This is a genomic window from Mesorhizobium waitakense (assembly GCF_056431085.1).
Window position 1 is genome coordinate 15,191 of the sequence record NZ_JBWKME010000170.1, and the last position, 18,543, is coordinate 33,733.

Below are 18,543 nucleotides of genomic sequence, written 5' to 3' on the forward strand. Positions count from 1 at the left end.
AATCGTTCTCGCTACTGCTTATCCAGACCGTAGACGGAATGCAAAGTACGAACCGCAAGTTCAGTGTACGGACCGTCGATCAGTATCGAAATCTTGATTTCGGAGGTCGTGATGGCGCGAATATTGATCGAACGGTCGGCCAGCGCCTTGAAAGCGGTCGCGGCGACGCCGGCATGGCTTCTCATGCCGATGCCGATGACCGAAACCTTCGACATGCCGGCTTCCGATTGCACGACATCGTAACCGATCGAAGCTTTCAGGCGCTCGAGCACGGCCAGCGCCTTGTCGACATCGCCCGACGGCACGGTGAAGGTCATGTCGGTGAACTTGCCGTCCTCGGAAATGTTCTGGACGATCATGTCGACATTGATGTTGGCCTCGGCCAGCGGCCCGAAGATGCCGGCGGCGACGCCTGGCCGGTCGCCGACACGGCGCAGCGAAATCTGCGCTTCGTCCTTGGCATAGGCAATTCCGGTGACGACCTGCTGTTCCACGATCTCTTCCTCGTCGCAAATGAGCGTTCCGGGCGGATTGAGCAAATCCCCCATTCCGGGCGCATCGGGATCGTCGAAGGACGACCGCACGAAGGTACGCACCCTGTGCACCATGGCAAGCTCGACCGAACGCACCTGCAAAACCTTGGCGCCAAGCGAGGCCATTTCAAGCATTTCCTCGAACGAAATCTTGGCCAGCCGCCGCGCCTTCGGCTCGATGCGCGGATCGGTGGTGTAGACCCCGTCGACGTCGGTGTAGATGTCGCAACGATCGGCCTTGACCGCTGCAGCGATCGCCACCGCGCTGGTGTCGGAACCGCCGCGGCCAAGCGTGGCGATGCGATTGTCCGGGCCGATGCCCTGGAAGCCGGCGACCACCGCCACCTGGCCCTCGCCGAAACGCTTGATCAGGAAGGCGCCGTCGATGTCGAGGATGCGCGCCGCGCCGTGCGCATTGTCGGTCTTGATCGGGATCTGCCAGCCCTGCCAGGAACGGGCGTGCACGCCCATGTTCTGCAAGGTGATTGCGAGAAGGCCGGCGGTGACCTGTTCGCCGGAAGCGACGACTGCGTCATATTCGCGTGCGTCGTGCATCGGCGAGGCTTCGCGCGTCCATTGGACCAGTTCATTGGTCTGGCCGGCCATCGCCGAGACGACCACCGCCACCTCATGGCCGGCGTCGACCTCGCGTTTGACGTGACGCGCCACATTGCGGATGCGGGCGATGTCGGCGACGGAGGTTCCGCCGAATTTCATCACGATGCGCGCCATGGAAGCGAAATGCCTTTGACTGAAGCCGGACGCCAGCCCAAAAGCGGGAATCCCGAAAAGCGGAAGGCCGGCTGATGCCGGCCGCTGAATGCGCGGCCTCCTTAGCCAAATGATGAAGCTTTCGCAAGACTGGCGGCCGATTGCCGACTTCAAGAACACGGCATATTGCGTTCCGGCCCGCCGCCGCCTACGAAATGCTGCCCGCGGGGAATTCCCATTTGGTTCGGCATAACAGATGATTGCTCGTCTTCGACGCGCCACCCGATGGCAATCCCTCCCGCTTTTCATCGGCTTCGCGATGTTGGCGCTGATCGTCGGCACGCGCGCCGTGCTGGTCGAGAGCCAGCAGGCCAATCGCGCCGCCACCCGTGAGACAATCGAATATCAGGAACTGCTTTCCGGGCTGCTCTCACTGGCACAGGATGCCGAGAGCGGCCAGCGCGGCTATCTGCTGACCGGCGAGAAGTCCTACCTCGAACCTTATCGGAAGGCGGTCGAGGCAATCCCAGGGCAACTCGCCCGCATTGACACCATGACAGCCTCGGACGACCAGCTCGCCCCGCAGGTCAGTCACATCAAGGACGCGCTTGCGCAAAAGCAGGCGGAGCTGTCCGAAACGATCGCACTCTACGACAAGGGTGACGCCGCGAAGGCGCTGGAGATGGTCCGCAGCGGCCAGGGCAAGGCCGCCATGGACGAGATCCGGGCCAGCATGGATACAATCCGACGCATCGGCGCCGCCGCCGTCGCCGAGCGTGACGAGCACACGGACCAGGTCGAGACCTGGCTGCGCATCGGCTCGCTGGCGGCGCTGCTGGCGATCTTTCTGCTCGGCACCTTCACCATCCGCGAATTCCGACGCCGCTACCGCGAGGTGGCCGTCGCCCAGGATGAGCTGACGCGCAAGAACATCGCGCTCGGCAATGAGATCCAGACACGCGAAAAGGCTGAATCCCAGATCCGCCAGATGCAGAAGATGGAGGCGGTCGGCCAGCTGACAGGCGGTATCGCCCACGACTTCAACAATATGCTGGCGGTGATCATCAGCGCCATGAACCTCGCCCAGCGCAAGCTGGAGCGCGGCGAGCACGACATAGCAAAATTCATCGAAGCGGCGATCGACGCGGCAAACCGGGCGGCAAATCTGACAGCCAGGCTGCTCGCCTTCTCGCGCCAGCAGCCGCTGGCGCCGCAGATCGTCGATACCAACCGCCTGCTGACTGGAATGTCCGACCTGCTTCGGCGGGCGCTCGGCGAAACCATCCGCATCGAAACCGTTCTTGCAGGAGGCTTGTGGAAGACCCATGCCGACCCGAGCCAGATCGAGAACGCCATTCTCAACCTTGCCGTCAACGCGCGCGACGCCATGGGCGACGACGGCAAGCTGACCATCGAGACCGCCAACAGCCATCTCGACGACAGCTACGCCGCCACCCATGCCGAGGTCAAAGCCGGCCAGTATGTGATGATCGCCGTCAGCGACACCGGTTCGGGCATGGCGCCCGACACCTTGGCCAAGGCCTTCGAGCCCTTTTTCACCACCAAGCCGGTCAACAAGGGCACGGGCCTGGGGCTGAGCCAAGTATACGGCTTCGTCAAACAGTCCGGCGGTCACGTCAAGATCTATTCCGAGCCCGGCGAAGGCACGACCATCAAGATCTATTTGCCGCGATTCTTCGGACAGGAGGAGGTTGCCACCCCAACGGGGCGGGGCGACACCCCCACGGCTCCGGTCACCGAAACCATCCTTGTCGTCGAGGACGATGCACGCGTGCGTGCTTCAACCACGGATGCCCTGCGCGAACTCGGCTACACCGTCATCCATGTCGGTAGCGGCCAGGAAGCGCTGCAGGCGCTGGCCGAAAGCCCCGGCATCGCCCTTCTGTTCACCGATATCGTCATGCCGGTGATGAACGGCCGCAAGCTTGCGGAGGAAGCGGTCGCCCGCATGCCGCAGCTGAAGGTGATCTTTACCACCGGCTTCACCAGGAACGCCGTGGTCCACAACGGCGTGCTCGACCACGACGTGCACTTCCTGGCCAAGCCGTTCACCATCGAGCAACTGGCGGCGAAACTTCGCGACGTGCTGGACACCAAGCAGCCCGGCCCGGAATGATCCTCTCGTGATCGACAACGGCGACCTGCCCTGACGCAACTGCGTTTCTGGGTGGGTGCGACAGCGGGACACCGGACCTCAAGCCAGGGTTTTGCTGGCCTTGGCCTGGTGCAGGTCGGCAGGGGCCTTGCCCAGCCCGACGACGACGCGGTCACGCCCGTCTGCCTTTGCCTGATAGAGCGCGCGGTCAGCGGCGTTGACGATCTCCGCCCAGGAGGCGCCAAGCTCCGGAAAGGCAGCCACCCCGAATGACGCGGTGATGGTGCCAAGCGTGCGGCCGCGATGAGCGAGGTGAAGCTGCTTGATCGCTTTTCGCAGCGCCTCGGCGCGTTCGGCACCGTGCGCCAGCGAAGTTGCCGGCATCATCAGGGCGAATTCCTCGCCGCCATAGCGTGACACCACGTCACTTTCCCGGGCGTGGTCGAGCAGCGTGCCGGCGACCTGCTTGAGGACGAGATCGCCGGCTTCATGGCCGAACGTGTCGTTGAACTGCTTGAAATGATCGACATCGAGCATGATCATCGCCAGGGGCTGTTCTGCACGCTCCATGCGCCTCAGTTCGCGACTGCTTGTTTCCTCGAGATAGCGCCGGTTGTAGAGCCCGGTGTTGGGATCACGGATCGATTGTTGCCGCAGCGTTTCGCGCAGGCGCAGATTGGCCAGCGCCAACGCCAGCGTATCGACGACGCCGCGCAGGATCTGCTGCCGCTCGGCCAGCCAATCCGGCTTGTCGGCGGCGTCTGGTTCGCACAGATGCACGATGCCAAGCGTCTCTCCCTGTGCCGCCAGAGGCATGCAGACATAGCCGCGGCCGCCATTCTCGGTGATGTGGTTGCAGCGCGGCGTCAGCATGCCGGGGCCGGCAACATGCTCCTGGCCGCGCCGCAGCGCCCAGCAATCTTCCGGCGCAAATTGGCCAACGCTCGAACGGATTGCGCCCCAGTGCGCCATCTCCTCGACCAGATTGCGCGAGGCGCTGGTCAGATGAACGGTTCCGCTCAATCCGCCGAAGAAGTCGGGCATGGCCGAGCCGACGACGGAAAACGCCTCCTGGAACGTCACGCAAGCCTGAAGCAACTCGCCGAGTTTGACCAGGCGGGTCGTTGCCTGCGACGTCTCCTTCAGTTCGCGGTTCAGTGTCGACAGTTCCTCGGCGCGATCGCTGACCGCGCGCTCGGCGCTGCGCAACTCGCCGATGTCGCTCAACGTCAGCACGATGCCGCCATCGGAGCGATTGAGCGGATTGCAGCTCGCAATCACCGGCAGGTACGATCCATCAGGCTTTGCCAGCCGCACCTCGGCCTGATGCTGGCGACCCGTGGTCAGCGCCAGTTCGATCGGGGATGTGCCCTGCGCCAGCCTGTCTCCCGACAATCCCCGCATATGGAGGACTGACGGCCAGTCCTGGCCCTCGATCTTGTCGTTGCGCAAGCCGATGATCTCGGCGGCTGCCGGATTGACGGAGACGATCTGGCCGTTGCCGTCGATAACGGCAATGCCCTCGGCGACGGTCCGGACGATATCCTCGATATATGCCTTCTGCTCGACGAGCTGCCCACGCGAGGCTTCGAGCTCGGATGCCATGCGGTCGAACCCTTGCGCCAATAGACCGAACTCGTCGTTGGAGGTACGGCCGATCCGCGCCCCGGCGTCGCCGCGCGCCAGCGATTCGATGCCGCGGTTGAGGCCGGAAAGACCGGCGCCAAAGCCGCGTAGCAAAAGGAAAGCCGAGAGCGCCGATATCAACACGGCGGCCGCGGTGCTCAGACCGACAAGCCAGAGCATGTTGTTGGTGCGCTGTTGGGCGGCGCGCAGCAGTGGCGTGTACTCGAACAGAACCGCGCCGACGTTCTTGCCCGGGGCATCCTTGATCGGCACCGCGACAAGGTTGATTGCTTCCGACACGTCGGCGCTGCTTTCGACGAAGTCGCGCGGCGAGCCGTCATCGAGCGTATGGCCGACTTCGTTGTCGGGATCGTGGCCGTACTTTGTGCCGACATTCTGTTCTTCACCCGGAACGTCGGCCAGGATGATCTTGCCGCGATCGACCACCACGAGGTCGCGTTTCGAGCCGCTGTGCTGCGAAGTGACGAATTCACGCAGCGCCTCGGGTCTCTCGAACAACGGACGTGGCGTATCGGCGGCCTTGAAGGCGATCGCCGCCGCCAGTTGCCGTGCAACGCTTGTCGCCTCAGCCAGTGCGGAGGATCTGGTCAGCGACATCTGGGAGACTATTGCAATGCCGCCCACCAGGCCGATCAAGGCCGCTGCGCTCAGCAAAGTAGCGATAATCTGGGTCTTGATCCGCACCAAGGCATCCGATTCTAGGAAAGGCAATGTATATGCCGAATCCCGGTCGTGTTTCAGGAGACCGCCAACCTCGTAAATTTCATGTTAAGGAAGCCCGATCAACCGCCATCTCCAGCAAGATCGCGGCACCGAAGATAGTGGGGTCAGCCTGGCTGTGCGACGGCTCTCCACAGGCCGGGATAATCGACAACGAAGCCGTGCGGCGACACGTCGAGGATCTCGTCATAGCCGAACATGGGCGCGGCATAGGCATAGCGTACCGTGTCGAGACGCCGGTAGGTCTGATCGAGGCGGACCAGCTTGAGCTCGGGGAACGTCAGGTAGGCGGCTGGGGCGGGCGTCTCCACCCCGATGCCGAGGTTGAACCGACGGATAGCCAGCAGATTTGATGCCGGCGTGAAACCAAGATCGACGTCGACAAGCCCGGCGACGCCATCTTGGACCTCGCCGTTCAGTATCCACTGGCCGCTGGACCCTCGTTCGATCGCGTAGTGCAGCTCACCCGTGCCGGAAAAGCCGTCGACCCGCGCTGATCGTGTGCGCCAGCCGGCATCGCAAATCACCTCATAGGCAAGGCAGCATGGCTGGCCGTCCTGGACGAAGATGGCCCGTCCCCTGAGGCTCTGCCCGCCGTCGGTCGGCGAAAGCAGGCAGGCGTCGTGGCCTTCCACGTCCAGCCGACGCCAAAGGATGGAAGCCGTCATCGGTGTCAATCGTCCACTCCCTCGACGTCAAAACGATGCCTCTGCTTCGCCTGCCTGGCCAATGGTGTTTCACCCGCCGCACCCGGCAACTGACATGCCCTGACAGAATGCATCGCCCTGGCGGCCGGGGAAAATTGTTGCCTTGACATTCGCCGCCCCACGCCCGATTTCCTAGCACTTGAGGAGACAACCGATGCCAGAGCCCCGACGATCGACGATCGATGCCGGAGAAGTGGAGCGCTTTTCCGCTCTTGCCGCCGAATGGTGGAATCCGAACGGCAAGTTTCGCCCGCTGCACAAGTTCAATCCGGTCCGGCTCTCCTATATCCGCGACCAGATAGCGACACGCTTCGGCCGCGACCCGCGCGCGGCACGGCCTTTCGAGGGCCTGCGCATCCTAGACATTGGCTGCGGCGGTGGCCTTTTGTGCGAGCCGATGGCGCGGCTTGGTGCCGAGGTGGTCGGAGCGGATGCCTCCGAAACGAACATCGAAGTGGCGAAGCTGCACGCGGCCGAGGGCAATGTGAGCGTCGACTATCGCGCCACGACGGCCGAGGATCTGGCCGATGCCGGTGAGAAATTCGACGTCATCCTCAACATGGAAGTGGTCGAGCACGTCGCCGACATCGACCTGTTCGTCGGTAAATGCGGCGAAATGGTTCGGCCCGGCGGCATCATGTTCGTGGCCACCATCAACCGCACGCTGAAGGCGCTCGGACTGGCCATCATCGGCGCCGAATATGTGCTGCGCTGGCTGCCGCGCGGCACCCACCAGTTCGGCAAGCTGGTGCGCCCGGAAGAACTCGAAAAGGCGCTTGGCGGCGCCGGGCTGAGCATCATCGACCGCACCGGCGTCACCTACAATCCGCTTGCCGACCGCTGGGCGCGCTCCAAGGACATGGACGTCAACTACATGGTGCTGGCGGAAAAAGGCTCGGTCTGATCCGCCACACTTTTCCTGGAAGTTGCTCCAGGTGTGTTGAGATTCAAGTCAGGCCGAGTCGGAGTCGAAGACGGGCGCGAAGCGACCAAACAAGGGGGCGTCCGAGAACCGGAGCGGAGCGTACTTTTGGGTACGTGAGCACCGGAAGCGCAGGAAGCTGCCGTTTGCAGGCCGGCATCACCTGAATATCAACACATCCTAGGCGTCGAGCGGCCTGTAACCGCCCCGCCAGTAGATCAGCGCCTGCCCGGCATCGCGGGTGCGCACGGCCTCGACCGTGCCGATGACGATGGAATGTGTGCCGCGATCGATCATCTCGTCGAGGCTGCAGTCGAAGGCGGCCACCGCGTCCGAAAGCAATGAAGCTCCGGTCTTCAGCGTCATCCATTCGGCGCCCTCGTAGCGGTCCTTGCCCTTGATGCCACCAAAGCCGGAGAACCGCTCGGCGACGCGCTGATGCTGGGGCCCGAGCGAATTGACGCCGAAATGGCGGTAGCGTTCGATCAGCGGCCAGGTCGACGACGACCGGTTGACGCAGACCACCAGGCCGGAGCGATCCTCACCGACGCCGGCAGTGATGACGCTGACATTGCCGACGATCAGCCGCATCGCGGCTCGAAAATCCGCGACGCCGACAGGAGTTCGCTCCGGAACCTTCGGTTCAGTCATGGCTGGCTCCTCGATGTCCCGGACGCGGAAACGGATTCGGAAAAGATCACGCTCGAACAAGAAGATAAAGCGAATCCAGATTCAGGTGAGCCCGCTCCCGGCGGCCATGGCTGCCGGCGTGATGCAGATGCCTTTCGGCCTAGGCCGCTTGCGCTTTCTGGCTTTGTGCCTTGGTGGTGATGAAGACGCCGGCTGTGATGATGACCGCGCCGGCCCAGGTCAGCAGCTGATAATGTTCCCCGAGGAAGACCGTGCCGGCAAACAGCCCGACCGCCGCCGCCACATAGCCGATCTGGCTGAGATAGACGGGGCCGCCGACCGACTGCAGGCGGAAGAAGAAGGCGAACATCGCCGACGCCGACGCGGCCTGGGCGACGACGACCAGCGGCACGCCGCCGAGCGGTGCGAAGGCCCCGGCGCCGAACAGAGCGAGAATGCCAACAAACAGCATCGCCGCCGACGCCAGGTGGCTGCCAACCGCAAGCTCGATCGGACCGGTGCCTTCCGGCCAGTCCACCGTGCGGTAGATGTTGCCGGCGGCAAGGCTGACCGGGATGAGCAGGCCCATCACCACCCAGAACAAATCGGCCGGCTGGCCGGCCTCGCCGCGTGTGACCGCCACCATGACCGCGCCGACGAAGCCGACAGCGATGCCGACGATGCCCAGCATGTTGGGACGCCGGACATGCAGCAGGATCGAGAACACCAGCGTGATGACGGGCGACAGCGTGAACATGATGCCGGTGTAGCCGGCGCCGAGATGCGGAATGGCCGAGAACATCATGAGGTTCGGGACGGCATAGGACACCGCCGCGGTGACGAAGAAATAGCGCAATTTGCGAGCGGTGAGCCGGATGCGCTGGCCGCGCAGCAGCAGGGCGAACAGCAGCACGCCGCCGGCGCCGAGCGAGATGACGAAGGCCCAGACCATGGCCGGCACACCGGCAGCCGTGGCGAGCTTGCCGAACGGCAACGTCAGGCCAAGCAGGCCACCGGTGATCACCAGCAGGCCGAGCGCCGAATCCCAAAGAAATTTCATCATCGAGCCCTGTCGTGCGCGGCCCCTTGGCCGGCATTGCATCTTGAGGTAAGATAATGGAAAGATTCTTAACGTCAAGATATATGATGGTGAGACAATTGGACAGGGCAGCAAGAGCGATCGAGCAATGGATGCGAGAGCGGCCGGATCTGGATGTCTCGCCGATGGCGGTGCTCGGGCGGCTGAACGAGGCCTCCTCGCTGATCGCCCGCGAGCGCCTCGCTCCGCTCTTTGCCCGGTACGGGCTGCAGTCCGGGGAGTTCGACGTGCTGGCGACGCTGCGCCGCTCGGGATCACCCTACGCGCTGACGCCGACCGCTCTCTATGAAGCGACGATGGTGACGTCGGGCGCCATGACCAACCGGCTCGACCGGCTCGAAACGTCCGGATTGATCCTGCGTGGGCCGCACCCCAACGATCGGCGCGGCATTGTCGTGCGGCTGACCGAAAAGGGTCTAGCGCTGATCGACGAGGCTGTCAGCGCCCACGTTGCCAACGAGCACGAGATTCTCGCGGGCTTGACGCCTGCGGAACGGGAAACGCTGTCTCGGCTGCTTGAGAAATTGATCGGCAGCGTGAGTTAGCAGCTCAGTGGCGGTCGTCCGGAAAAACCGGAATCGGCATAAACTCGACGCCGTCCTCGGCCAGGCTCTTGGCCTCGTCCAGTGTCGCCTCGCCATAGATGCCGCGTGCGTCGCTTTCGCCGAAATGGATCTTGCGTGCTTCCTCGGCAAACTTGTCGCCGACATAGTCGGCATTCTCGCGCACCTTCTCGGCCATCGCCTTGAGCTGCGCCAGGGCCTGCTTCTGCGCCTCGCCCATGGCGAGCGTTATCGTTTCCTGCTTGCGCGCCGTGGAGACGGCCGGCGCCATCAGGGCTTTCTGCACCTTGTGCGAACCGCAGCTCGGGCAATCGACGAAGCCGCGCTTCTTCTGGGTGTCGAAATCCTCGTTGCTACGAAACCAGCCCTCGAATTCGTGGTCGTGCTCGCAAATAAGGGCAAACCGGATCAAGAGGCCGCACCCCTGAGACGCGGCGCCTCGCCCGCGCCGGCATTGACGGCGAAATCCCGCGCATTCTTGAGATTGGGGATCTTCTTGCGCGCCGCGGCCGACTGCGCCGGATCGATCTCGGCAACGATCACCGCCGGCTCGTCATGCGCGGCTTCGGCGATGATGCGGCCCCACGGGTCGACGATCAGCGAATGGCCATAGGTCTCGCGGCCGTCCTCGTGCAGGCCGCCTTGCGCCGCGGCAACGACATAGGCGCCGTTCTCGATGGCGCGTGCCCTGAGCAGCACATGCCAGTGCGCCTCGCCCGTCTGGCGGGTGAAGGCGGCGGGCACGGAAAGCAGGTCGGCGCCGGCCAGCGCCTCGGCGCGGAACAATTGCGGAAAGCGCAGATCGTAGCAAACGGCGAACCCCAGTTTCGCGCCTGCGATCTCGGTCACGACAGCCTCGGTGCCCGGCTCGTAGGCGGTGGATTCGCGCCAGCTCTCGCCATTGTCGAGATCGACGTCGAACATGTGGATCTTGTCATAGGTGGCGAGCGCGGCGCCGTCCGGACCGAACAGCAGCGCCCGGTTGGCGAGCTTGCCGTCGGCGCGCAGGATGGCGGTCGAGCCGATATGCAGGAAGACGCCAAGCTCGCTCGCCAGTTTGCGCGCGGTCGCCACCACGATGTCCTTGTCCTCCGAGGTGAAGGAGGCGGCACGCGCCTCCTTGTCGCGGATCAGCGCCCCGGTCATTTCCGGCGTCTGGATGTAGGTCGCACCTTGGCCGGCGGCTTCACGCACCAGCCGTTCGAGATCGACGGCGTTGCGCTCGGGGCTCTCGCCTGAACGCATCTGGATCGCAGCGGCCTTGAAAACACCCATCGTCATATCCCCTCAAATCGTTGCGCCGTTGGCGAGCATTTTGTCGAGCCGGCCTTCGGCCTCCAGCTCGTGCAGGTCGTCGCAGCCGCCGACATGCGTATCGCCGATGAAAATCTGCGGAAAGGTCGCGCGGCCGTGAGCGCGGGAAATCATTTCCTGGCGCAGTTCGGGCGAGAAGGAGGCGTCATGCTCGGTAAAGGCGACGCCCTTGCGCTCGAGCAGCCGCTTGGCTGCCGTGCAATAGCCGCACATCATGCGGGTATAGATGGTGACATCGGCCATGACGAATTTCCGCTGTTCGTTGCCGACTTATATAGTCGCGGACTCGTCCGCCCGAAAGTCCCCCGGCAACACACGCGCAAAGGTCAGCACGTCGACGGCACCGGCGCCACCTCTCTTCAGCGCCTTGGTTGCCGCACGAACGGTGGCGCCCGTGGTGTAGACGTCGTCGATCAACAGCACCCTGCGGCCGGCAATCTCGATTTCCGCCTCGGCGGGCACCCGAAAGGCGGCCCGCACATTTTCCTCACGTTCCTGCCTCTCCAGCCCTACCTGCTGGCGGGTGAGTTTGACGCGCCGCACCGCCGAAGGCGCGAAGGGCAATTGGCTGAGCACGGAGACCGCCCTCGCCAGCTCCGCCGACTGGTTGAAGCGTCGCCTGAAAAAGCGCCGCCAGTGCAGCGGCACCGGCACCACCACATCCGCCTCGGCGATGAGGTCGGCGCCGGCGCGCACCATCCATCGCGCCATCCATGGCGCGAGATCCGTGCGATCCTGGTATTTCAGTCCTTGCACCATCTGGCGGGCGACGCCGGAATAGGCGACGGCGGCCCGCGCCCGCTCGAAGGGCGGCGGATCGGCGATCGCCTCGGCGGATAGAAAGCCCTCGCCCATATGGTGCGTGAACGGCGTGCCCATCACCGGGCACCATGGCCGTTCCAGGAGCCGCAGCTTCGGCCAGCAGGCGCCACACAGGACGCCGGGCTGCGAGACATGCCGGCGGCAGCCGGCGCAGACCGGCGGAAACAGGATGCGCGCCGGCCAGCCGAGGGCCGATCGGGCCAGGCTCTTGATCTCGATGGGCTTGATCTTGGGCATCGGATCGGCCACGTGGTTGGTCCTGCGCGCCACTATATGAACAATCTCAGAGCGTGGACAAACAAGGATTTGCCCGTTGCGGCCGATAATGGATATTTCGCTTTGGCTGGCGCACAAGCGGCGCGCGCTCGTCCATCCCGTTGACGGTGCCGATTTCCTCATGCGCCGCACGGCCGAGGACCTTGCCGATCGGCTGGCTGCCGTCGAGCGCCGGTTCGGCGAGGCCGCGGTGCTGTTTTGCCAGACGGCGGCGGCAGCCGAAATGCTCGCCGAGAGCGGCAAGGTCGCCGACATTGTCCGCGTCGAGACGGACGCGGCTTTCCTGAATGGCGGCGCCGGCTTGATTGCACCACTCGAAACCGTGCCGTTCGAACCGGAAAGCCTCGATCTGGCGGTCTCCCTGCTGTCGCTGCAGGCAATGAACGACATCCCCGGCATGCTGATCCAGATCCGCCGCGCGCTGCGGCCAGACGGGCTTTTCCTCGGCGCCTTTGCCGGCGCCGGCACGCTTTTCGAGTTGCGCGAAAGCCTGCTTGCGGCCGAGACCGAGCTCTATGGCGGCGCCAGCCCGCGTGTCATCCCGTTCACCGACGTGCGCGATGCCGGTGCGCTTCTGCAGCGCGCCGGTCTCGCCCTGCCGGTCGCCGATGTCGAGACGGTGACGGTGCGCTATGCCAGCCTGTTCAGCCTGATTGCGGATCTGCGGGCCATGGGCGAAACCAGTGCGCTCACCGAGCGCAGCCGGCGGCCGGGCTCGCGCAAGCTGTTTGCCCGCGCGGCGGAAATCTACGCCGAACGCTTTTCCGACCCCGATGGCCGCGTGAGGGCAAGTTTCTCGATCGTCTGGATGTCCGGCTGGGCGCCCGACGCATCGCAGCAAAAACCGCTGAAGCCCGGGTCGGCCAAGGTCTCGCTGAAGACAATACTGGAGGCTCCCGACGGGCAGTGAACCGGCCCGCAGGCGCGGACGGCTACCTCAGGGCCCGAGGGCGTTGACAAGCCTGCTGGCATTGTCGCTGAACAGCCAGGTGATTGCGTTGAAAACCTGGCTGATGCCGCCAATGATGGTCAACGACAGCACACCGATGATCAGGGCATATTCGACAGCCGTGGCGCCGGTCTCGTCCTTCAGAAAACGAAGCAGCACTGCATTCATGACCTAAACCCCTCTGGCCAGAACCTTACCGCCGATCTGTTAAGAAAGGTTAACGGCAAAGGCTTAACAGGCGGTGAAACCGCCGCCCTTGTCGAATCTCTTAACCATGTCAGCAGTCGCCGCTGCTTCTGCCATTGGACCTGATGATGCAGACCGAACTGGGCTCCGGCTGCAGCACGCTGCGGCGCACCGTATAGGTTTCGCGATGGCTGACCGAGCCGGTGGCCGTCATGTCGAGCCCGCTGGCAAAATCGTCGCGGGCCGACAGCGAGCGTGTCTGGCTGTCGAGGAAAGGCGCGGCGATCAGCGCCAGCGCCACCGCGGCCGAACCGAACAGAAGCGTGATGCGCAAGATGCCCATGCCCGCGTCGGCGGCGCGAAAGGCGCGATCGGGCCGGATCGAGTCCCAATCCCTGTCCAGGTTCATTCTATCGCTCCCCAGCGAATCGGTGGCACGGCCACGAAACGACCATGCTTCACTTTTTCACGGCGAGATAAATCTTCCATTAACGCTGACTGATACAGCGCTTTCAACACGGCAGGCGGAAGGCGTCCCTAGAGGAGATCGATGAGGAACGGGATCAGCGGCGCATCCGCCGGCGGCATGGGATAGTCGCGCATCTGCTTTGGCCGCACCCATTTCAGCGCCTGCCCCTCCCTGGGCTGGGCGATGCCGCGGAAGCGGCGGCAGATGAACAGCGGCATCAACAGGTGGAAATCATCGTAGGAATGACTGGCGAAGGTGAGCGGCGCCAGGCAGGGAATGTCGGTCTCGATGCCGATTTCCTCATGCAGTTCGCGGATGATGCATTGTTCCGGCGTCTCGCCGGGCTCGACCTTGCCACCGGGAAATTCCCACAGGCCGGCAAGTTGCTTGCCCTCGGGGCGCCGTGCCAGCAGCACCCGGCCATCGGCATCGACCAGCGCACAGGCGGCGACCAGCAGCAGGCGCTTGCCGGCGATCGTCACATCACTCATGCCCAATTTCACTCCTGAACAGGCGGCCGGCGATAGTGGTAGCGATAGACCTCGTCGAAGCCGAGCGATCGATAGAGTGCCAGCGCGGGCACATTGCCGGCCTCGACCTGCAGCCAGGCTTCGCGAGCGCCACGCAGCCGCGCCCATTTCAGCGCCGACAGGATCAGGTTGCGGCCGTGGCCCTTGTTGCGCGCCGACTTGTCGGTGGCGATCTCGAACAGGCCGGCAAGATCGCCATCGTGCACGCAGATCAGCGTCGCCAGCGGCTCGGCTCCGTCTTCGAGCGCGAACAGCCCGGCCTCGGGCTGGATGGCGCCGATGATCTCCGACAGGCCGGGTCGCAGCGATACGTCCGAACCGCTGACCTTGAGCGACGCGCCGATGAAGCGGCTGATGTCCTTCAGCGGGATCTGGTCCATGGCGGCATCGAGTTGCGCGTCGGCCAGCGGCAGCCGCATCACCAGCGACTCGTCGAATCGGCTCCAGCCCTCGCGGTCGAGATGACTGGCGAGACTGGGACCCGACAGCGGCGACATGCGGAATGTCAGCGGCCTGCCATAGGCATCGAAACGGCGGCTGGCACGGCCGATGCGGTCGGCGATATGCTGGGTGTCACCGGGATCGAGAGGATTGACGGAATTCAGCCGCTTGGCCGGATGGCCGGCGGTCAGCCGCACCACCCAGGTGCCGTCATAGTGGACGGCCGCTGCTGGCCAGGCGCGAAAGCCGGCCGCCTCGTAGCGGCGGACGATCGCGAGCATGCTTGCCGGATGCCTGGAAGCCAAAGCCATCAGCTCCGATAGTCGCCATTGATGGCGACATATTCCTTGGTGAGATCGCAGGTCCACACCGTCGCCTTGCCGCGGCCGATGCCGATGTCGGCGCGGATGCGGATGTCGTCGCGCCTCATATAGGCCGACGTCGCTTCCTCCGAATAGCCGGGGTCGCGCTCGCCCTCATGCGCCAGCCGGTTGTCACCGAACCAGATCGACAGCCGGTCGCGGTCGGCGGGCTCGCCGGCCTTGCCGACCGCCATGACGACACGGCCCCAATTGGCGTCCTCGCCGGCGACCGCCGTCTTGACCAGCGGCGAATTGGCGATCGACAGCGCGATGCGCTTGGCCGACCGTGCCGATTTTGCGCCGGTGACCGTGACTTCGACCTGCTTGCGGGCGCCCTCGCCGTCGCGCACGACTTGCAGCGCCAGCGATTTCAGCACCTTGCCGAGCGCCCGACGAAACGCGCCAAGGCGCGCATCCTTGGCGTCGGTTATCTCTGGCGCGCCGCGCTTTGCGGCCTTGCCGGTGGCGAAGATCAGCAGCGTGTCGCTGGTCGAGGTGTCGCTGTCGACGGTGACCGCGTTGAAGGTCTTGGCCGTGCCGCGCGACAACAGGTCCTGCAGGACGGGTGCGGCGATCGGCGCGTCGGTGGCGATGAAGGACAGCATCGTTGCCATGTCGGGCGCGATCATGCCGGCGCCCTTGGAGATGCCGTTGATGGTGACGTCGGTGTCGCCGAGCTTGACGGTTGCGGTCGCGACTTTCGGATAGGTATCCGTGGTCATGATCGCCTTTGCCGCTTCGGTCCACAAATCAGGTTTGCCGTTGCTGACCAGCCCGGCCAGCAGATGGCTGAACTTGCCGGTGTCGAGCGGCTCGCCGATGACGCCGGTCGAAGCCAGGAAAACCTCGCTCGCCTTGCAGCCGGCCGCCTTGGCCGCGGCTTCGCCCGTCAGCGCGGTGGACTCGCGGCCCTTCTTGCCGGTGAAGGCGTTGGCGTTGCCGGAATTGACGACCAGCACCCGCGCCTTGCCGGCACCGAGATTCTGCCGGCAGAAATCGACCGGCGCCGAGGGGCACTTCGATTTCGTGAACACGCCGGCGACCGCGGTGCCTTCATCGAAGACCATGGTCAGCAGGTCGGTGCGGTTCTTGTATTTTATCCCGGCCTCGGCGGTGGCGATGCGCACCCCCTCGATGGCCGGCATCTTGGGGTATCTCTTCGGCGCAAGCGGCGAAATCGTCGTGGACATGGGGACCTCGGGCGGGAAAATCGCAAGGGAAGGCCGGTTTGCCCGATACGACGCGTTGGCGCAAGGGCGTTTTCGCTTGTCGCCAGGGGCGGAAACCCAATCGGGATTAAGCCTGCATTTCAAATCCGTTGGCATCGCCGGGGCCGATGACGTTATGATCTTTCCCATGGGCAGGCTTGCGATCCTCGCATGGGCGTTTCTGGGACTTTTGCTGCTGAGCGCCGATGCACAGCCGCAGCGGCGCGTGGCGCTGGTCATAGGCAACGGCACATATGCCGAAGCCGGCACGCTGGCCAATCCGGTCAACGACGCGCTCGACATCGCCGACAAGCTGCGCTCCATCGGCTTCGAGGTCATCGAAGGCAATGATCTCGGCAAGCGCGAACTGGAACGCAGCATCGGCGCGTTCTCCGATGCGCTCGAAGGCGCCGGCGCCGGGCTTTTCTACTATGCCGGCCACGGCTTGCAGGTTGAGGGGCGCAATTACATCGTGCCGGTCGACGCCAGGCTCGACATGCCGGTCAGGCTGCAGTTGGAGGCCGTGCCGATCGACGAAGTCCTCGACATCATGGAACAGCAGACCAAGGTCAGCCTGGTGTTTCTCGATGCCTGCCGCAACAACCCGTTTGCCCGCAGCCTGAGCCGCACCGCCACAACGCGCTCGGCGACGGCGCTGGCCGGACTGGCGCAGTTCGATTCGACGCGCGGCTCGTTCATCGCCTTCTCGACAGCACCTGGTGCGGTCGCCATGGACGGAAGCGGCCGCAACTCGCCCTTCGCCGAAGCCTTGCTGCGGCACATCGCCGAGCCCGGCCAGAGCATCAACGACATGATGATCGCGGTGCGCCGCGACGTGGTTTCGCAGACGCGCGAGGCACAGCGCCCCTGGGAACAGGGATCGCTGCTCGAGCGCTTCGAATTCGTCCCGGACGGACAACCCTCCCAACCGCAGAAGCCGGCCGCGGCTCCGGCCCCCTCGACGGAAGTTGCAGCACTTGAACGATCCGTCGGTGACGACAAGGGCTCGATCGAGAAATTCCTGCGCCGCGATTATCTGGCGCCCGACACCAAGGCGATGAACGAGACCGTCAAGCGGCTCTACGGCCCCTCCGCGACCATTTTCGGCACGCGCTACGACGCCGACGCCATCGCCAGGGTCAAGGCCGACTGGTTCGCGCAGTGGGCCTCCTGGTCGCTCGGCCTGGAGCCCGGCAGCCTGGAGGCCACTCCGCATGGCGAGGATCGCGCCGAGGCCGTCTTTGCGATGCGCTACGACTATCTGTCGAAGGACAAGTCGGCGGCGCGGCTGACCGGCAAGGCGCGTGTCACGCTTGGCCTTGTGAAGGCAGACGGCGGCTGGCGCATCGAGTCCGAGACATCGCAAGCGATGCAGTAGGCATCTGCTTGCGGCCAATCCAGCGGTGTCGGCAGCTCTTGTGGCGCTCGCGTTTCATATCGATAGGAATTTTTTCTTGACCCGGTGAGGGCAACTATGCTACGTATTTGTCGATGGTGCTGATTTGCGCCAGCGACCCGCCGCCCAGGCGGGTTTTTTGCTTTTTGATGCTCCGTCAACCAACACGCCGGCGAAGGCTTCTATGGAACCCGTTAACTCGGGATCGTTGCCGCTGCCGCCGCCACTGCCTCTGGCAGCTTGAAAACGGGGCGTTTCGTTTGATCACCGGGTCGCGTATATTGCCGGCGAAATTGTTGGCGAGGACGACAGAAATGGGCGTAGACGTCGATCCGGCGCGCAAATCGATCGGCGCGCGGCGCAACCCAGACAGCGCCGATGCCATTCTCGAAGCCGCCGAGGCCGTGCTGGTCGAGGCCGGTTATGCCGGTTTCTCGATCGAGGCGGTGGCGCGGCGGGCCCGCGCCGGTAAGCCCACCATCTACCGCTGGTGGCCGAGCAAGGCCGCATTGCTGCTCGAAGTCTACCAGCGCCAGAAACGCGTCGATGTTCCCGATACCGGGCGGTTGGAGGAGGATCTCGTCGGTTTCCTGAAAAACCTGTTCGCCCACTGGCGCGAGACATCGTCTGGCAGCGTGTTCCGGTCGCTGATCGCCGAGGCGCAGTCGGATGACGCGGCGTCCGCGGCACTTGCCGGCTACGCACTGGGCCGAACGTCGCATACCGGCCAGATAATCGAACGCGCCAAGACGAGGGGCGAAATCGGCGTCGACATCGATTCAGCGTTGGTCGCCGACCTGATCGCCTCTTACGCCTGGAAGCACCTGTTGACCAACCGGCTCGACGAGGACGAAGCCACGATACGCAAGACGGTCAGCTACGTGATGCGAGGCATAGCAGCGCCTGGAAAGTGAAAATCGGCCGGCGCAGTCGACAAAAGAG

Annotated in this window: 20 protein-coding genes; 6 read left to right on the top strand and 14 right to left on the bottom strand. The window is 64.3% G+C overall.

Going from position 1 to position 18,543, the window contains the following annotated elements:
• Positions 1 to 11: 11 nt before the first annotated feature.
• Positions 12 to 1,265, bottom strand: coding sequence for an aspartate kinase (locus tag AC07FD_RS31535; RefSeq protein ID WP_478353021.1), 1,254 nt, complete (start codon positions 1,263 to 1,265; stop codon positions 12 to 14).
• A 235-nt stretch (positions 1,266 to 1,500) separates the two neighbouring features.
• Here AC07FD_RS31535 and AC07FD_RS31540 point away from each other — a divergent pair, with 235 nt between their 5' ends.
• Positions 1,501 to 3,381, top strand: a complete 1,881-nt coding sequence (locus AC07FD_RS31540) for a CHASE3 domain-containing protein (protein WP_478353022.1) — start codon at positions 1,501 to 1,503, stop codon at positions 3,379 to 3,381.
• Between the two features lie 78 nt (positions 3,382 to 3,459).
• Here the strand turns inward: AC07FD_RS31540 and AC07FD_RS31545 are convergent, their stop codons facing one another.
• Positions 3,460 to 5,691: a sensor domain-containing diguanylate cyclase gene (locus tag AC07FD_RS31545; RefSeq protein WP_478353023.1), complete on the bottom strand. Its 2,232-nt coding sequence runs from the start codon at positions 5,689 to 5,691 to the stop codon at positions 3,460 to 3,462.
• A gap of 143 nt (positions 5,692 to 5,834) precedes the next feature.
• Positions 5,835 to 6,395: a putative glycolipid-binding domain-containing protein gene (locus AC07FD_RS31550; protein WP_478353024.1), complete on the bottom strand. Its 561-nt coding sequence runs from the start codon at positions 6,393 to 6,395 to the stop codon at positions 5,835 to 5,837.
• Positions 6,396 to 6,588: 193 nt separating this feature from the next.
• Here AC07FD_RS31550 and ubiG point away from each other — a divergent pair, with 193 nt between their 5' ends.
• A complete protein-coding gene (gene ubiG / locus AC07FD_RS31555; protein ID WP_184876309.1) occupies positions 6,589 to 7,338 on the top strand; it encodes a bifunctional 2-polyprenyl-6-hydroxyphenol methylase/3-demethylubiquinol 3-O-methyltransferase UbiG in 750 nt (249 codons plus the stop codon).
• Positions 7,339 to 7,536: 198 nt separating this feature from the next.
• Here the strand turns inward: ubiG and AC07FD_RS31560 are convergent, their stop codons facing one another.
• Together AC07FD_RS31560 and AC07FD_RS31565 are read right to left on the bottom strand one after the other, a co-directional pair.
• On the bottom strand, positions 7,537 to 8,007 hold the full coding sequence (locus tag AC07FD_RS31560) for a flavin reductase family protein (protein ID WP_478353025.1): 471 nt from the start codon (positions 8,005 to 8,007) through the stop codon (positions 7,537 to 7,539).
• Between the two features lie 139 nt (positions 8,008 to 8,146).
• On the bottom strand, positions 8,147 to 9,046 hold the full coding sequence (locus AC07FD_RS31565) for a DMT family transporter (protein WP_478353040.1): 900 nt from the start codon (positions 9,044 to 9,046) through the stop codon (positions 8,147 to 8,149).
• A gap of 98 nt (positions 9,047 to 9,144) precedes the next feature.
• Here AC07FD_RS31565 and AC07FD_RS31570 point away from each other — a divergent pair, with 98 nt between their 5' ends.
• The gene (locus AC07FD_RS31570) at positions 9,145 to 9,630 is read left to right on the top strand and encodes a MarR family winged helix-turn-helix transcriptional regulator (RefSeq protein ID WP_478353026.1); all 486 of its coding nucleotides are present in this window, start codon (positions 9,145 to 9,147) and stop codon (positions 9,628 to 9,630) included.
• Positions 9,631 to 9,634: 4 nt separating this feature from the next.
• On the opposite strand, the gene AC07FD_RS31575 is transcribed toward AC07FD_RS31570, so the two are convergent.
• The 4 genes from AC07FD_RS31575 to AC07FD_RS31590 are packed head-to-tail and all read right to left on the bottom strand — an operon-like array spanning position 9,635 to position 12,033.
• Positions 9,635 to 10,060: a DUF1178 family protein gene (locus tag AC07FD_RS31575; RefSeq protein WP_478353027.1), complete on the bottom strand. Its 426-nt coding sequence runs from the start codon at positions 10,058 to 10,060 to the stop codon at positions 9,635 to 9,637.
• Positions 10,057 to 10,923, bottom strand: coding sequence for a carbon-nitrogen hydrolase family protein (locus tag AC07FD_RS31580; RefSeq protein WP_478353028.1), 867 nt, complete (start codon positions 10,921 to 10,923; stop codon positions 10,057 to 10,059). The genes AC07FD_RS31575 and AC07FD_RS31580 overlap by 4 nt, the downstream gene beginning before the upstream one ends.
• A 12-nt stretch (positions 10,924 to 10,935) precedes the next feature.
• Positions 10,936 to 11,205, bottom strand: coding sequence for a glutaredoxin 3 (gene grxC, locus AC07FD_RS31585; protein WP_457150483.1), 270 nt, complete (start codon positions 11,203 to 11,205; stop codon positions 10,936 to 10,938).
• Between the two features lie 27 nt (positions 11,206 to 11,232).
• Positions 11,233 to 12,033, bottom strand: a complete 801-nt coding sequence (locus AC07FD_RS31590) for a ComF family protein (protein ID WP_478353029.1) — start codon at positions 12,031 to 12,033, stop codon at positions 11,233 to 11,235.
• 64 nt (positions 12,034 to 12,097) lie between these two features.
• Between AC07FD_RS31590 and AC07FD_RS31595 the strand changes: the two genes are divergently transcribed.
• Positions 12,098 to 12,970: a methyltransferase domain-containing protein gene (locus AC07FD_RS31595; RefSeq protein WP_478353030.1), complete on the top strand. Its 873-nt coding sequence runs from the start codon at positions 12,098 to 12,100 to the stop codon at positions 12,968 to 12,970.
• 27 nt (positions 12,971 to 12,997) lie between these two features.
• On the opposite strand, the gene AC07FD_RS31600 is transcribed toward AC07FD_RS31595, so the two are convergent.
• From AC07FD_RS31600 to argJ, 5 genes are all read right to left on the bottom strand, one after another.
• Complete coding sequence (locus AC07FD_RS31600; RefSeq protein WP_478353031.1) at positions 12,998 to 13,177, bottom strand: Flp family type IVb pilin; 180 nt, start codon at positions 13,175 to 13,177, stop codon at positions 12,998 to 13,000.
• 109 nt (positions 13,178 to 13,286) lie between these two features.
• A complete protein-coding gene (locus tag AC07FD_RS31605; RefSeq protein ID WP_477299743.1) occupies positions 13,287 to 13,604 on the bottom strand; it encodes a hypothetical protein in 318 nt (105 codons plus the stop codon).
• A 128-nt stretch (positions 13,605 to 13,732) separates the two neighbouring features.
• A complete protein-coding gene (mutT, locus tag AC07FD_RS31610; RefSeq protein WP_095084832.1) occupies positions 13,733 to 14,155 on the bottom strand; it encodes an 8-oxo-dGTP diphosphatase MutT in 423 nt (140 codons plus the stop codon).
• An 8-nt stretch (positions 14,156 to 14,163) separates the two neighbouring features.
• Positions 14,164 to 14,916: a GNAT family N-acetyltransferase gene (locus AC07FD_RS31615; protein ID WP_477228434.1), complete on the bottom strand. Its 753-nt coding sequence runs from the start codon at positions 14,914 to 14,916 to the stop codon at positions 14,164 to 14,166.
• Positions 14,917 to 14,945: 29 nt separating this feature from the next.
• Positions 14,946 to 16,187 carry a bifunctional glutamate N-acetyltransferase/amino-acid acetyltransferase ArgJ gene (gene argJ, locus AC07FD_RS31620; RefSeq protein WP_478353032.1) on the bottom strand — a complete coding sequence of 414 codons (1,242 nt, stop codon included), beginning with the start codon at positions 16,185 to 16,187 and terminating at the stop codon, positions 14,946 to 14,948.
• A 166-nt stretch (positions 16,188 to 16,353) separates the two neighbouring features.
• Here argJ and AC07FD_RS31625 point away from each other — a divergent pair, with 166 nt between their 5' ends.
• Both AC07FD_RS31625 and AC07FD_RS31630 read left to right on the top strand, forming a co-directional pair.
• A complete protein-coding gene (locus tag AC07FD_RS31625) occupies positions 16,354 to 17,583 on the top strand; it encodes a caspase family protein (protein ID WP_478353033.1) in 1,230 nt (409 codons plus the stop codon).
• A gap of 332 nt (positions 17,584 to 17,915) precedes the next feature.
• Positions 17,916 to 18,515: a TetR/AcrR family transcriptional regulator gene (locus tag AC07FD_RS31630; RefSeq protein WP_478353034.1), complete on the top strand. Its 600-nt coding sequence runs from the start codon at positions 17,916 to 17,918 to the stop codon at positions 18,513 to 18,515.
• The last annotated feature ends 28 nt before the right edge of the window (positions 18,516 to 18,543 follow it).